Below are 14,624 nucleotides of genomic sequence, written 5' to 3'. Positions count from 1 at the left end.
CTCGCATATGTACCAATACAGCACTGCCAGAACAAATCTGATTTCAGCTGCCGGCACCCGCTTTGTCTGGAGGGAGGCAGGAGCAGAACACGAAGGCATTCCTGTCGTATGCTTCAGCTATCTGATGAGCACCATGGATGACTGGGATCCAGCTGTCATAGACGGTCTTGCCCTCCGGTTCCATGTTTATCTTTTTGATAACAGAGGCGTGGGAAGAAGCGAAGGCCAGACCCCCTCCTCCATTGAAGAAATGGCGGAGGATGCTTTTCATTTTCTCCAGGCCATGGGACTTTCCCGCATTTTTCTTCTGGGATTTTCCATGGGAGGAATGGTAGCCCAGGCCTTTATTGCCGCCCATCCAGAGATGGTAGAAAAGCTGATTCTGGTGGGAACCGGTCCATCCGGCACTGTTTTTCGTGACTCCTATACTATCCCCCTGAAGGAAACTACAGCCAAAGCCATTCTCCGTCACCGGGATCCCAAATACTACTTTCTTTTTGAGTCCACACCAGAAGGCAAAAAACAGGCGACCGCTTTCTTAGAACGGCTTCGCACCCGCAAAAAAGATCGTGACATGCAAATCCGGCTGACCAGCCCTGTCTTAAAGGCACAGATTCAGGCCATTCGCTTCTGGTTTGGTTCCCGTTCTGTGGATCCCTCTGTAATTTCCTGTCCTGTTTTAATTGTAGCAGGAGAACATGATGGAATGATTTCTGTTTCCTGTTCCCATGAGCTGAACCGTCTGATTCCAGACTCCCGGCTTCTGATTTATGAACACTGCGGCCATGGTGCTCTGTTTCAGTGCCACGAGCGATTTACTGCTGATGTGATTTCTTTTCTGGACTCAGCAGAGTGATTTCATCATTTCCCTGACAGAAAAAACTTTCCTGCAATGCAAAAAGGCTGAGGTACTGTGTTTTCTCTCACAGTACCTCAGCCTTTCTTCATCCTTTTTATCCCAGCTGAGCCTAACGCTTTTCCTCATGACTGGATACAGGAATCCATCCATCTGTATCTGTCAAAGGCTTGCTCTGTCCCTCTTCTTCATTTCCAGAATGCAAAGCTTCCGGTTCTGCCGGTCTGGGCTCTTCCTCTTCGGTCACAGAAAAACCTTCTGGTGATGCCGTTTTCTCCTCCGGCTCAGGAATTCCCTTGCATTTTCGGAAAATCTGCATAAATTCCTTACCGGTAATGGTTTCTTTCTCTATCAGGAATTCTGCAATCTGATCCATAATCTCTCTGTTTTCACTGAGCAGACGTTTGGCCTCCTCATAGGAGCGCTTCAGAATCTCCATAACCTCGTCATCCACTGCAGCCGCCGTAGCTTCTCCGCAGTTCATCACCGTCCGTCCTGTCAGATACTGATCCTGCTGAGTTGCCAGTCCCATCAGTCCGAACTTTTCTGACATTCCATACTGAGTAACCATAGCTCTTGCCAGATGGGTTGCCTGCTCAATATCATTGGCCGCCCCGGTAGTTACTGTATCGAATACAATTTCCTCTGCTGCCCGACCGGCCAGGAATCCTACCAGCATAGCCTCCAGCTCTTTTTTATTATTCAGATACTTTTCTTCCTCCGGCACATGCATCACATAGCCCAGAGCCCCCATGGTACGGGGAACAATCGTAATCTTCTGCACAGGCTCTGCATCCTTCTGCAGGGCGCTGACCAGCGCATGGCCTACCTCATGGTAGGAAACGATCCTGCGTTCTTCCTTACTGAGTATCCGGTCCTTTTTCTCCTTACCTACAAGAACCACCTCAACTGCTTCAAACAAATCCTTCTGACTTACTGCATTCCGACCGTTTTTCACAGCCAGAATCGCTGCCTCGTTAATCATATTCGCCAGATCGGAGCCCACAGCTCCGGAGGTCGCCAGAGCAATGGCATCCAGATCCACAGTCTCGTCCAGGGAAACATTCTTTGCATGTACCTTCAGAATATCTACACGACCCTTTAAATCCGGCTTATCCACAATCACCCGGCGGTCAAAACGTCCGGGACGCAAAAGTGCCGGATCCAGAACCTCCGGCCGGTTAGTAGCTGCCAGAATCAAAACCCCCTTGGAAGAATCCATACCGTCCATCTCGGAAAGCAGCTGGTTTAAAGTCTGCTGCTGCTCAGATTCTCCGCCTCCGCCGTAGCCGCTGCGGCTTCGCCCAATGGAATCAATCTCATCAATAAAAATAATTCCCGGCGCTGTCTGCTGGGCCTGTTTAAACAGACTCCGGACACGGGAAGCACCTACTCCTACATAAAGCTCCATAAAGTCCGAACCGGACAAAAAGTAAAAGGGCACCTGTGCCTCTCCCGCCACTGCCTTTGCCAAAAGAGTTTTTCCTGTTCCGGGAGGTCCTACTAAAAGAGCGCCTTTGGGAAGCTTTGCGCCAATGTGGGTATATTTAGCCGGATTGTGAAGGAAATCCACCAATTCCACTAAGGATTCCTTCGCCTCATCCTGTCCTGCCACATCAGCAAAGGTTACACCTGTCTCCTTCTGCATATAGACCTTGGCATTGCTTTTTCCTACTCCGCCCATGCGCTTCATCATAAAATTCATAAATACTACAAGAAGCACAAAGGGGAAAATCATACTGATAATTGACCAGAATAAATCGCCGGTTTCCTGCTGTTCCTGCTTAATTTCCACCTCATGCTCCAGAAGCCGCTCTGCCAGCATATAATCCCCGGAAAGAGGAATGGTATAATACTGGAAAGCCGGATTGAATTTTTCAGAGCTTTCTTTATAGCGGATCTCAATCCGGCTGCTTCTTCTTAATATTGATTCTACCTGTCCGTCCTCGACCTCTTCAATAAACTGATCGTAGGTAACCTCCTTCTGACTTCGGCTCCCCATATAGCTTTTCATCATTCCAGCAACACCAAGTGTCACCAGAGCCGCAATCAGCATCACAATAAACTGACCTTTGGGGAATTTATTATTATTGCCATTCTGCTGCGGCTGTTGACTGTTGTTATTGTCCATATTGGGCATATCTCCTGTTCCTGCTGTATATCTTATTTTTTTGCACAACTATTCCTAATTATACTGGCAGTTTCGGGAGAAATCAAGAACCCATCACGGAAAAAACAAAGTTTCTTTACTTTTCACTGTCTATATATGCTTTTGCCAGCTCTGCCATCTCCTCCAGAGTCCTATCTGCACTGGTCATCATAGTATAAGAAAGCCCATCCTTTTCCCACATCATATTTTTATACACACATCGTTCTTCTTCCACAGAGCCATAGCTGATATACAGCTCCCCTGCCGCCTCACGGGATTCATCTTCCTCAGAAGGCTTCTGATCTGGAGGAAGAAACAGATACTCATCCTCCTGTCCTCTCAGGCAGATTCCCTCATACAATTCCTCATAATCTCCATCCGAGGCAGGCTCCTGATTTTCCTCCATAATCTCCCGATCCCTTTCCCGGATCACACTGAAAAAATAATCCCCATACTGAATGCTGATCTCCGGATAGGTTCCAACTGTATTTCCGCTGTCATCCACAGCCTGAATTTCTGTAATATAGCCCTCCTGAAAACGGCTTCCATCCGCCAGCGTATCAGCTACCAAAAGCGCTTCTCCCAGCTCCTTACTCCCTTTTTCTTCCAGCTCCTTCGCTGTAGTTATGGCATCCATTTTGTTGGTAGAACTAAAAAGCCCTGTTATTTTTCCTGCTGCTACTGCTGTAATTGTTCCTGTCAGCGCCAGGATAACCGCCGCTGCTGCCACCATCTTTCTTCCTTGAAATCTCATTGTCATTCTCCTTCCTTCCATTGCCGCGTGAACTGCTCTCAGCCCTTCCAGCTCCTGTTGCGCACTCCAGGGAATTTCATCGATTCCCTTCTGAAGCTCTCTACCAAGCCTTTTATCAAATTCCTTTCGCTCCCAGCTATCCTTCATTCTTCCGCCCTCCTTCACAGCGCTCTCATCCCGGCTTTCCTTCAAAATACATTCTTCTCTCCTCAGATTCCAGCTGTTTTTTCAAAAGCTTTCTTGCCTGAAACAGCCTGGATTTTACAGTTCCCTCCAAAGTCCCTGTAATTTTTGCAATTTCTCTGGTGCTCAGTTCATTGTAATAATATAGAAGAATTACCGTTCTGTACTTTACATTCAGCCCTTCCACCAGCTTCCACAGATGAAAGGCATGTTCCTGTTTCAGAAGCTGTTCCAAAGGTCCTTCCTTGTCATCCCTGTTGAGTTGCTGGGCCATTCCCCTGTCATCCGGGTTTTCCAGAACCGCATCCAGGGAAACCTCACGCCTTTTCCGGCAGAGCTTCCAGGCTGTCCGAACCAGAATCTGATACAGCCAGGCTTCAAACCGCTCCGGATCCTTCAGCGATTTCCGATGCAGATAACATTTGACAAAGGTTTCCTGCAGTACATCCTCACTGTCACTTTGATTTCCTGTAATAAAATACGCCATACGGTACAGCTTTCCGGAAAAGGATCGGTACAATTCATCAAATGCCGATTCATCACCCTGTATCATTTTTTCCACATCAGTCCTGTTTTTCTCGTCCATTCCATGATTCCTTTCCCTTATTTTGATGCATCTGTAGTATAAGAGCCTTTCTTTTTCCATCTGGTTCATTTTATTTTCTATTTTTTCAAAAAGAAAAACTGTATAAAAAGGAGAACTCTGCTTCATACTGTAACTGAGGTGATAACAATGAGCTTCTTTCCAAAAGACACGATACCCGATACCGCTCTGCTTAACATCAATCCTGTCACAGAGCCAGAAAAAAAGCCGGAGAAAGAACCTCCGGTTCAAGATCCCTATGGAACAGACGATACCGCCTATCCAGACATTAAGGCCTGCTCTGCCACAGACTGTACGGGTCTGATTCCCAGCCTCCCCCAATCAGAGGCAGAACTGGAATCCTATGCGGAAATTTATCACTATCCTGCCGATATTTTCCACGACTGAGACAAAATCTGCAGACATGGTGAGCAGAAAAGAAGGTACCGCGTCACATTCCCGCGCCGGAGGGCGGCTGCATCAGCAGCTATTCTGCTTAAATCCCCAGGATACTGCCAGGCGCACCACCAAAAAGGGAGCGCTGCAATATTGCAGCTGCCCCCTTTTTTGTTCATCATCATCAAAGCATTTTTGAGGTTCTTTAATAAGTTCCCTTTTTCAGAAGCTTTCTAAGATAGGCAAAGGTTGCCCTCTCTCCCTTCTTATCCAGCATAATCAAGATTTTCTCCAGCTCCGCCTGCGTCTCAGGATGCATGATTCCTGACAAATAGGGCTGTTCCATCTGGTAATATTCCCAGGCTGCTCCATCTGTATACCCGGCGCCCCGATATACCCGGGAAGCTGCAATTCGATCCATAACCATTTCCACCAGATAATTCACCGGCATCTTTGCCCCGGAAAGGCCCTGGCTGGTTTTAGAAAAATCAATCCAGTATTCAAAATGATGTTTATTTCTTCCTTTATGATGCAGCCAGGCCTCCGAATATCCTTTTTCCTCCCGCTCCGCTGCATTGGGACTGCGGTTTCCCTGATAATACTTCACTCCGGTTCCAAACTCCACAGGACTGTATTTTGATAGATCATGCATCAGTCCCTGACGGAAAAGCCCTACTCGAAAGCAGTTCTCCATCACCAGAATTTTGTGTCCCGTTATGGTTTTAAAATGCCGCCAGGCCTTGTTGCGCTGCATGTTTTCTTCCTCCAATGCTTTCTTTACTTGATTTCATCCAAAATTGACTCCCCAATCGTTCCTTCCGGCATCCCGCACTGGAAATTTTCTGCAATCGTCGCCCCCACTGCTGCAAATGTATCCGTCTGAGGCAAGTCTCCAAACCCCACCATCGATTTGGAATAGGCCAGAAGAGGAACCTGCTCTCTGGTATGATCAGTTCCTTTATAAGTCGGATCATTTCCATGATCTGCCGTAATCAAAAGCAGATCCTCGTCGCCCAGAAGTTCAAGCAGCTCGCCCAGCTTTTTGTCAAAACGCTCCAGTTCCTTCGCATATCCCTGGGGATTGCGCCGATGCCCCCACAGGGCATCAAAATCCACCAGATTTACAAAGCAAAGGCCATGGAAATCCCGTTTTGCCTGTTCAATCGTCTGTTCCATTCCATGAACAGAGCTGTCCGAATGAAAAGCTTCTGTAATTCCGCAGCCGGAAAAAATATCATTGATTTTTCCCACGGAAATCACATCCAGCCCCTTCTCCTTTAAAGCATCCAGCACTGTTTTTCCAAAAGGAGGTACTGCATAATCGTGGCGGTTGCTGGTTCGTTTGAATTCTCCACGTTTTTTTCCTACATAAGGACGGGCAATCACCCTTCCCACCTTCCACTCATCCCGCATAGTCAGCTCTCTGGCGATTTCACAGCACCGATACAATTCTGCCAGATCAAAGGTTTCCTCATTTCCGCAAATCTGAAGAACTGAGTCTGCAGAGGTATATACGATCATATGACCCGTTGCGATTTCTTCCTCCGCCAGCTCATCCAGGATCTCTGTCCCGCTGGCGCTTTTGTTGCCGATGACCTTATGACCGGTTCTCTTTTCCAGCTCCTCAATCAGCTCCGGCGGAAATCCAGTCTCTGTAAAGGTGATAAACGGCTTTTCTGTTTTCAGTCCCATCAGTTCCCAGTGACCGGTCATGGTATCCTTTCCCCGGCTCCGCTCATTCATCCTTCCATAATAGCCAATCGGCCTTTGGGCCGGCTCAACCTGGCGGAGAGGATGAAGGTTTGCCATACCCAGCCTCTGAAGATTAGGAATAGAAAACTGCTCCACACAATCAGAAATGTGTCCCAGAGTATCGCTGCCTAAATCCCCATAATCTGCCGCATCTTTCGCTCCTCCTACTCCAAGAGAATCTACTACAATTAGAAACACTCGACGATATCTTTCTTCTGCCATATCTCGATTCCTTTCTCTGTACTTATTTTTCTGTCCAGCCCTGTATAGCCCCATTCTTCCTGCACGGAATTTTTGCGCCTTCTGTCCGTTTACATCAGCTCCCGTCCAAGATTTTCCGGTCCAAAGCCCAGAGGGAGCAATTCCTCCAGCCGATACTCCCGGTAATGCTCCTCATCTACTGCCAGAATCACCAGAAACTCCCCAGGATTGCAGAACTCCCTCATTACCTGGCGGCACACACCGCAGGGGGAGGTATAATCCGTTAGTCTTCCATTTTGTCCTCCCACAATGCAGATAGCCTCAAACTCCCTTTCCCCTTCACTGACTGCCTTAAAAAATGCAGTCCGCTCTGCGCAGTTTGTAGGAGAATAAGCCGCATTCTCAATATTGCAGCCCTGATATATCTTTCCTGATTTTGTAAGAAGCGCCGCTCCTACACAAAACCCTGAATAGGGAGAATAGGAACGCCCCATAGCCTCAATCGCCATAGCAATCAACTTTTTTCTGTCTGTCATCCTGTGTTATCCTCCAGCTTTCTACCTGGCCATCTCCAAAAGCTCTTTCAGACGTTCCACCGTAACCGGATAATGTTTATTGCAGAAATGGCAGTTCACCTCAATAGTTTTTCCATCCTCAATCATGCTCTGCAGCTCCTGTTTTCCCACGCTGATCAGCGCCTTTTCAATTCTCTCCTCAGAGCAGTTGCAGGAAAATGCGGTCGGACGCTTATCCAGAATTTCCAGACCAAAATCGCCCAGAATATGTTCCAGAATCATTTCCGGTGTATTTCCAGCATCAAGAAGAGCCGTAATAGAAGTAATTTCTCCCAGCCGCTTCTCCAGAGCAGAAATCACCTCCTCTGATGCTCCCGGCATCATCTGCAGAATAAACCCTCCTGCCTGCTTTACGGTATTATCCCGCTCCATCAAAACTCCCAAAGCTACACTGGAAGGCGTCTGTTCAGAGGTAGCAAAATAATAGGTCAGATCCTCCGCAATTTCACTGGTCACCAGAATCGTCTGCCCTACATAAGGATCCTTCAAACCAATATCCTTGATAACACTCAGCACACCTATTCCCAGAGCTCCGCCTACATCCAGCTTTCCTTTTGCATTGGGAGGCAGCATCACCTCCGGATGAAATGCATAGCCCTTTACATTGCCCCTGGAATCTGCAGTAACCGTCAAACCGCCAATCGGTCCGTCTCCTTCAATTTTTAAGGTAAGAAGATCCTTCTCTCCCTTCATCATAATTCCCATCATAGCCCCTGCTGTCAAAAGACGTCCCAGAGCCGCAGTTGCCACCGGGCTTGTGTTGTGAGCACTTCTGGCGTACTCCACCAAATCTCTGGTCGTTGCTGCAAATGCGCGAATCTGTCCTTCTGCTGCCGTTGCCCTGATAATATAATCTGTCATTCTATCTTCCTGCTGTTGTAACCAGCTTTTCCTTTCCTGATTTGTATGCTCCCTGATTCCGGAGAATAGACTCTCCTTTTAAAACCAATGCCTGCTTTCAGCCCTGTTTTCCATGCTCCCGCACAACAAAATACAGCCGTTCGCTGTCAGGCTTCGGCGGCTCTTTTGTAAACGCGTCATAAACTGCCACAAGCTCCATTCCTGCTTCCCGGATCGCTTCCTCCACTTCCTTCTGCTCATAGGCTCTCTGAAAATGGGTTTCCTCATACTTCCGGAACCGTCCGTCCTCCTCCCGGATAAACAGGGTCAAATCGTATTCATTGATCCCTTCCTCCTGATCAAAATAATTTTCCCAGATAAAACTTCCCTCATCCCGATTCTCGGCAATGGTCTGCTCTCCCAGAATTTCACTATACTTGTAAACCGTATTCAGGTCAAAAATAAACACACCGCCGGGATCCAGATAATTATTCGCCAGCCGGAGTACCTGTACCAGATCCTCGTACTCTGTCAAATAATTCATGGAATCACAGATGCTGACAATCCCTCTCACAGTGCCATACAGCTCAAACTCTCTCATATCCTGCAAAAGGTACAAAATCCCATCCGGCTTCTCCCTCTGATGATCCATAGCGATTTCCAGCATTTCATCAGAAAGATCCACACCAATCATATCGTATCCCTCTGCTGCCAGCAGCCGGGTAAGGGTACCTGTGCCGCACCCCAGATCCAGCAGCAGTCCCTCTGTCACTCCCTGCTCCTTCAGCAGTCCGGTCAGATACTCACACCACGTCTCATAGGGAATATTATCCATAAACATATCATACACCTCTGCAAACCCGGTATATGCATCCATCTTCCTGTCTCCTTTCCCTTGTCTCTGCCTGTGCCGCCCAAAGCCGCTTTTTCTTTAACCCAAACAAAGCAGGCGCACCGAATACTCCCGATGCCCCTGCTTCTCTTAGTTCGGATTCACTGTATGAACTCCGGAACCATTATGCATTTTTGCCGCAGCACTTCTTGTACTTCTTGCCGCTTCCGCACGGACACGGATCGTTGGGGAAAATCTTCTTTTCCTTACGAATCGTACCGGAAGCCTTCTGCTGCTTGTAAAGCTCTTTTCTTCTCTCCTCGCTGAGGATAGAATCCCACTGGGGCAGCTCGTACAGCCACTGTGCCTTTGCCTCAACCATATTATAATACAGCTTCTCTGGATCAATCTCAATCTTAACCTGAGTATCCTCCTCCATGGTATCGATGGGGTTCTCATAACCCTTCAGGCTCTCATTGATACCATCCAGGAATCCGGTCATAATAAGAATCTCAGTATTATACTTCTCTGCCAGTTCCTTCACTGTGCCGGTAATCACCTGATTTGGCTCAGAAAGAATCTGCTCATAAATTCCTTTCTCAATGGTAAAATATCCATTCCACAGTTTTTCTTTCTCTTTATCATTCAGGCCATTGCCGTATGCAAGGTTTCTCCATGTCTCTAATAATGCCATGATACGTATCCTTCCTTTTCTCTGTTATCCTGCGTATCGTAAACTACGCCTGTTCTCATAGTATATAACACTTCTCTCAAATTTGCAAACCCTTTCTTTCCCTGTTTTTCGACTCTTCCCCTGAGAATCTGCCGTCCACGGACTTTACAGCAGACAGTCGCCTTCACAATCCTGTTAAAAATAATGGTATTTCTTCCTGTTTCCCACAAAAAAAGCTGCGGTTATTACCAGGGTTACCGCCTCTGCCGCCACCACAGACAGCCAGATTCCATCCAGTTCCATCCAGAGCGGAAGCAGAAGCACAGCTGCCACCTGAAAAACCAGCGTCCGAAGCAAGGAAATCATAGCAGAAACCATACCGTTATTCAGCCCGGTAAAAAAGGCAGATGCAAAAATATTAAATCCACTGATAAAAAAAGAAAAACCAAACAACTTCATCCCCCGTATGGTCATCTCACACAGCACAGGATCATAGCCCACATAAACAAAAGAAATCGGTTCCGCCAGAAATTCCGCAGCCGCTGTCATTCCAAGCCCCACAGCTCCGGTCAGAATGAGACTTTTTCTCAAAACACTTTTCAGCTCTGCTTCATTTCCCGCTCCATAGTGATACCCGACTATGGGATTGCAGCCTATGGCGTATCCAAAATGAAATGCCGTAAACACAAAGGACACATACATAGTAGCCCCGTAAGCCGCCACACCATCCTCTGCTGCAAGCCTTAACAGCTGATAATTATACAAAAGACTGACCACAGCTCCGGAAAGATTCGTCATCATCTCTGAGGAACCATTTCCACATGCCTTCCACAGCGCTGGAAAATCCAGCTTCGTTTTTACAAAACGCAGACGGCTTTTATTTTTCCTCATAAAATAAATCGTAGGAATCAGTCCTCCGGCAATCTGACTGAGAGCAGTGGCAAGGCCTGCCCCCCACACGCCCAATGGAAATACTGCCACCAAAAGAAAATCCAGAATTCCATTAATCAGGCCTGCCATAATCGCAATCCCCAGCCCGAACCGCGGGCGCTCTGCCGTTACCAGAAAACTCTGATAGGCATTCTGCATCATAAAAAGAGGATTGGCGCAAATCAAAATTCTTCCATAAAGCACACAATCATCAATCAGATATTCGTCTGCTCCCAGAATCACTGCAATCTGACGCATAAAAATAAATCCCACAACGGAGATCACAACTCCGATTACTGCTAACACCGCCATCAGCATGGTAAAAATCTCATTGGCTTTTTTTTCATCGCCTGTTCCCAGCACAAAGGCTGTCAGAGCGCTTCCTCCGGAGCCAAACATAAAACCTGCTGCGCTGATCAGCTGCAGAAACGGCCAAATCAGATTCACCGCAGCAAAGGCCATTTTTCCTGCGTAGTTGGATACAAAAAATCCGTCAATTACAGTATAAAGAGACGTAACCACCATCATAATCACACATGGCATTACGAACTGAATCAGTCTCCGATATGTAAAATGATCTGATAATTTTATTTCCATGCCCCCTTCACCCTTTCCTCCAATGCCTCTAACTGCCGGCGCATCAACGAAAGCAGAAGTTCTCGCTCCTCCTCTGAAAAGGCAGCAAGCGCATCCAACTCAGCCTGGATCAACGGCATAATTTCTTCCTCACAATACCGGTGTCCTGACTCTGTAAGAACAATCACTTTCCTGTTTCCTGTTCCGCTTTCCATTTTCAATTCCACAAAATCCATCTTTTCCAGCTTTTTCACAGCAGAATTAATGGTCTGCTTGGAATAATACCACTCTTTGCACAGTGCACTCTGAGTCCAGGCTGTATCAGAATCACAGATACTGTACAAAATCCAGAAAGCAGCCTCTGACAAATTCGCTCTGGATGCTGCACGAACATAAAAATAATCCTGGGCCTTAAACAGCCGGTTGTATTCCGCCCGTTTTTCCAGAAGCTCCTTATTCTCCTGTTCCATTTCTCCCTCTCCCTTCCTAAACCTCTTTCTACCTGCGTGCGGGATGGCGATTCTGCCGCAAATCTCTCTTCTACTCCATGGCACATCTCCGCAAAGTATTTTTATATCACAGAACTCGCATTTCCATGGTATAAAGAAAATCCGAAATCAGACTTACCCAGTATAAGTCTGATTTCGGATTTTGTCAAGCCGTCAAACAACAACCTTCTTATCTGCAGTTACAGCCACGAATTTTCCCATGGCCAAACAGTTGCTATCTGTACAAATATTTGGGAATTCCATTTTCCATAATGCGCTCCGGCTCGCCCTGAATCAACGGCAGAGCATACTGGATAAATTTCTCTCCAATATCATTGCCATCTCCGGTAATCCACTCAGCTGGCACAGCCTTTTCCTGATTGCACACCTGATTCACATCTACAAAACGGCATTCCATTCGGTACTCCTCACCGGGATTGGAAATCCGGGCAAAGGCAACCATTTTTCCTGTTTCTCCCTTCAATGCTCCCTTAACGCCTTCCATACCAGCTAACGCAGCCTCTTCCACATCTGTTCCAGATACGACCATTCCAGAACAGCGCTGGCTGACATTCAGTTCTACAGAACGAACCTTCACCCCAAAACGGTTCCGAACAAAATTCTCCAGTACCTTTCCGCATCCAGTCAGCATCTTATGTCCAAAATTATCTACTGATGCCTCACTGCCATACTCACAGATAAATTTCCCGCTGGCATCGGAAATTCCCTCGGATACACAGACAATCACACAATTTCTCTTTTCCAGAGCCTGTTTCAGATCTCTGGCAAAATTCTCCAAATCAAAGTTGCTTTCCGGAAGATAAATCAGAACCGGATTATCCTCTTTCTTTTTTCTTGCCAGAACACTGGCAGCCGTCAGCCATCCGGCATGACGTCCCATCAGTTCAATAATCGTCACCGCCTTCTGCTCATATACCGATGCATCAAGAACGATTTCCCGCACAGTTGCTGCCACATATTTTGCAGCACTTCCAAACCCCGGCGTATGATCCGTCTCAATCAGATCATTGTCAATGGTCTTGGGCACTCCGATAAACCGGATATCGCTTCCAACCCGCTCTCCGTACCGCGACAGCTTGCTGACCGTATCCATAGAATCATTTCCGCCGATATAGAAAAAATATCCAATATTTAATGCTTCCAGCTTTTCAAAGGCTGTCTTATAGAAATCATCCTCCAGATTTTCCGGCAGCTTAAATCTGCAGGAACCAAGGTATGCCGCCGGTGTCAGCTTCAAAAGCTCCAGCTCCTCCCCGGAAAGCTCCTGCCCCATATCCATATAGCGGTCCTGCAGAAAGCCCTCCATTCCGTTGAGCATTCCATACACATGGCCAATCTTATCTCCATGAGCCAGGGCCTCCCTTACCACGCCGTACAGGCTTGCGTTAATCACGGCCGTAGGGCCGCCAGACTGTCCTACAAGTACATTTTTCATTTGCTTGTCCTCATTTCTTTTTATTTCTATTTTTTATTTTTTCTCAGACAATGTATAGATTTCCTTTTTGGGGCAATACTGTAATTAGTACCAAAGAAAAAAGAAATACTTATCCTCCCCTTTTTGATCCCTCGCCTGTTGGCTTCGTGCAGCAGGCGGGGGATATTTTGTTTTATCTGCATCTGGCTGCAAACCAGATTATCTTTCAGGAAATCTCTTTGCTCTCTCCTTACTCCTCCTTCAGACGGCTGACAGCCAGACTGAAAAGAAGCATTCCCACACAGGGAATCAGAACACAGGTCATACCGGCTGCAATACCGGTTTTTTCCGATACCAGTCCAATCAGCCAGGGCATCAGAATCGCGCCGCTGCTGGCTGCCGGAAGCATAATCCCCATGCTGGTCACGCTGGTCATACGGCCGGCGCTTGCCACTGCTGTGGGATTCATTCCTGCCATAGCAGCTGCAAAAGCAAACAATAGAACAATAGCCATAACCTGTGTCTGCGCCTGCATCATTCCAAAATAAAATACTGTACAGAAAATCCCCATAACAATCATCGCCCTGCCAGCTTTTTTGATTGGGCAGACAAAGGCATACATCATACGCAGAAGCAGGGTTGCCGTCCACATAACCGTTACCGTATATGCACTGAGAGAACCGCTTAAAATACCGCTTCCCTTAAAATATGTAACCATCCATCCTGTTACGCTGATTTCCACTGCATTCTGACAAAAAATCAATCCTGTCAGAAGCCAGAATTTTTTATTTTTCAAAAAGCTCCAGTCTGTTTTCTGCTTCTCTCCCTTTTTGCTTCCTGCCATAGGAGTGAGCACAAACGCCATCCACAAGGTCACTCCAAGCATTCCCAGAACAAGCATAGGAAGCTTTCCTGAGACAGCAGCCACCGCTGAAATCAGAAATGGGCAGAGCAGCGCTCCGAATGCGTAACAGCTGTGCATCAGATTCATTCCTTTTGTTCTGTCTCTGGAGTTGTCTCCGATTAAAATAGTACAGGTATTGATGGTGCTTCCTTTTCCCATTCCTGCCAGAAAAAACGCAGCCATCAGCGCCGGAACCCATCCTGTTATCCCCATAATGCCATAGCCAATGCCATAACCGGCGGTGAGCAGCACCACTGTTTTTTTCATTCCGATTTTCCCGGGCAAAGCTCCTGTGGCAAAACCGGCCAGAAGATTTCCAATATTCATCAAAGCCAAAAGAATTCCTGTTGTCCCGTAATCAAACCCTATCTGCTCCTGCAAAAGGCTTACAATAATTCCGCTGCTGATTGCGCAGATTCCGCTGATAAAAAAAGCATAAAAACCTGCGTTTCTCTGTTTTAAATTGTACTGCTGTTCCATCACTCATTTTCCTCTTT

15 protein-coding genes are annotated in these 14,624 nt (G+C 47.0%); 2 read left to right on the top strand and 13 right to left on the bottom strand.

The window, feature by feature from the left end:
• Positions 1-7: 7 nt before the first annotated feature.
• A complete protein-coding gene (locus ACESON_RS06555; protein WP_373108941.1) occupies positions 8-856 on the top strand; it encodes an alpha/beta fold hydrolase in 849 nt (282 codons plus the stop codon).
• A 112-nt stretch (positions 857-968) separates the two neighbouring features.
• On the opposite strand, the gene ftsH is transcribed toward ACESON_RS06555, so the two are convergent.
• The 3 genes from ftsH to ACESON_RS06540 form a co-directional block, all read right to left on the bottom strand.
• Complete coding sequence (ftsH, locus tag ACESON_RS06550; RefSeq protein WP_177959130.1) at positions 969-2,987, bottom strand: ATP-dependent zinc metalloprotease FtsH; 2,019 nt, start codon at positions 2,985-2,987, stop codon at positions 969-971.
• A gap of 115 nt (positions 2,988-3,102) precedes the next feature.
• Positions 3,103-3,906 carry a hypothetical protein gene (locus tag ACESON_RS06545; protein ID WP_177959129.1) on the bottom strand — a complete coding sequence of 268 codons (804 nt, stop codon included), beginning with the start codon at positions 3,904-3,906 and terminating at the stop codon, positions 3,103-3,105.
• A 25-nt stretch (positions 3,907-3,931) separates the two neighbouring features.
• Positions 3,932-4,528: an RNA polymerase sigma factor gene (locus tag ACESON_RS06540; protein ID WP_373108939.1), complete on the bottom strand. Its 597-nt coding sequence runs from the start codon at positions 4,526-4,528 to the stop codon at positions 3,932-3,934.
• 195 nt (positions 4,529-4,723) lie between these two features.
• Here ACESON_RS06540 and ACESON_RS06535 point away from each other — a divergent pair, with 195 nt between their 5' ends.
• Entirely contained in the window at positions 4,724-4,933 is a 210-nt protein-coding gene (locus ACESON_RS06535; protein WP_373109089.1) for a hypothetical protein, read from the top strand.
• 193 nt (positions 4,934-5,126) lie between these two features.
• On the opposite strand, the gene ACESON_RS06530 is transcribed toward ACESON_RS06535, so the two are convergent.
• The 10 genes from ACESON_RS06530 to ACESON_RS06485 all read right to left on the bottom strand — a co-directional run bounded on the left by ACESON_RS06530 (position 5,127) and on the right by ACESON_RS06485 (position 14,607).
• Positions 5,127-5,675, bottom strand: coding sequence for a DUF5662 family protein (locus ACESON_RS06530; RefSeq protein WP_177959127.1), 549 nt, complete (start codon positions 5,673-5,675; stop codon positions 5,127-5,129).
• A gap of 23 nt (positions 5,676-5,698) precedes the next feature.
• On the bottom strand, positions 5,699-6,895 hold the full coding sequence (locus tag ACESON_RS06525; protein ID WP_177959126.1) for a phosphopentomutase: 1,197 nt from the start codon (positions 6,893-6,895) through the stop codon (positions 5,699-5,701).
• A gap of 89 nt (positions 6,896-6,984) precedes the next feature.
• Positions 6,985-7,410, bottom strand: a complete 426-nt coding sequence (locus ACESON_RS06520) for a cytidine deaminase (protein ID WP_177959125.1) — start codon at positions 7,408-7,410, stop codon at positions 6,985-6,987.
• 21 nt (positions 7,411-7,431) lie between these two features.
• Complete coding sequence (gene hslO, locus ACESON_RS06515; RefSeq protein WP_373108938.1) at positions 7,432-8,310, bottom strand: Hsp33 family molecular chaperone HslO; 879 nt, start codon at positions 8,308-8,310, stop codon at positions 7,432-7,434.
• Between the two features lie 97 nt (positions 8,311-8,407).
• Positions 8,408-9,166: a class I SAM-dependent methyltransferase gene (locus ACESON_RS06510; protein ID WP_373108936.1), complete on the bottom strand. Its 759-nt coding sequence runs from the start codon at positions 9,164-9,166 to the stop codon at positions 8,408-8,410.
• Positions 9,167-9,305: 139 nt separating this feature from the next.
• Entirely contained in the window at positions 9,306-9,815 is a 510-nt protein-coding gene (locus tag ACESON_RS06505) for an SEC-C metal-binding domain-containing protein (protein WP_373108935.1), read from the bottom strand.
• 174 nt (positions 9,816-9,989) lie between these two features.
• Positions 9,990-11,321 (bottom strand): MATE family efflux transporter, encoded by a 1,332-nt coding sequence (locus ACESON_RS06500; RefSeq protein WP_373108933.1) that lies wholly within the window; start codon positions 11,319-11,321, stop codon positions 9,990-9,992.
• On the bottom strand, positions 11,312-11,770 hold the full coding sequence (locus ACESON_RS06495) for a MarR family transcriptional regulator (RefSeq protein ID WP_177959120.1): 459 nt from the start codon (positions 11,768-11,770) through the stop codon (positions 11,312-11,314). The genes ACESON_RS06500 and ACESON_RS06495 overlap by 10 nt, the downstream gene beginning before the upstream one ends.
• A 253-nt stretch (positions 11,771-12,023) precedes the next feature.
• Positions 12,024-13,244, bottom strand: a complete 1,221-nt coding sequence (locus ACESON_RS06490; protein WP_177959119.1) for a diphosphate--fructose-6-phosphate 1-phosphotransferase — start codon at positions 13,242-13,244, stop codon at positions 12,024-12,026.
• A gap of 229 nt (positions 13,245-13,473) precedes the next feature.
• Entirely contained in the window at positions 13,474-14,607 is a 1,134-nt protein-coding gene (locus ACESON_RS06485) for a sugar MFS transporter (RefSeq protein ID WP_373108932.1), read from the bottom strand.
• Positions 14,608-14,624 lie beyond the last annotated feature (17 nt).

It is taken from the genome of Lachnoclostridium sp. Marseille-P6806 (assembly GCF_964238185.1).
Lineage (GTDB): Bacteria > Bacillota > Clostridia > Lachnospirales > Lachnospiraceae > Brotaphodocola.
The sequence above is the reverse complement of the archived record's forward strand: the minus strand, read 5'-3'. Positions and strand labels throughout refer to the sequence as shown.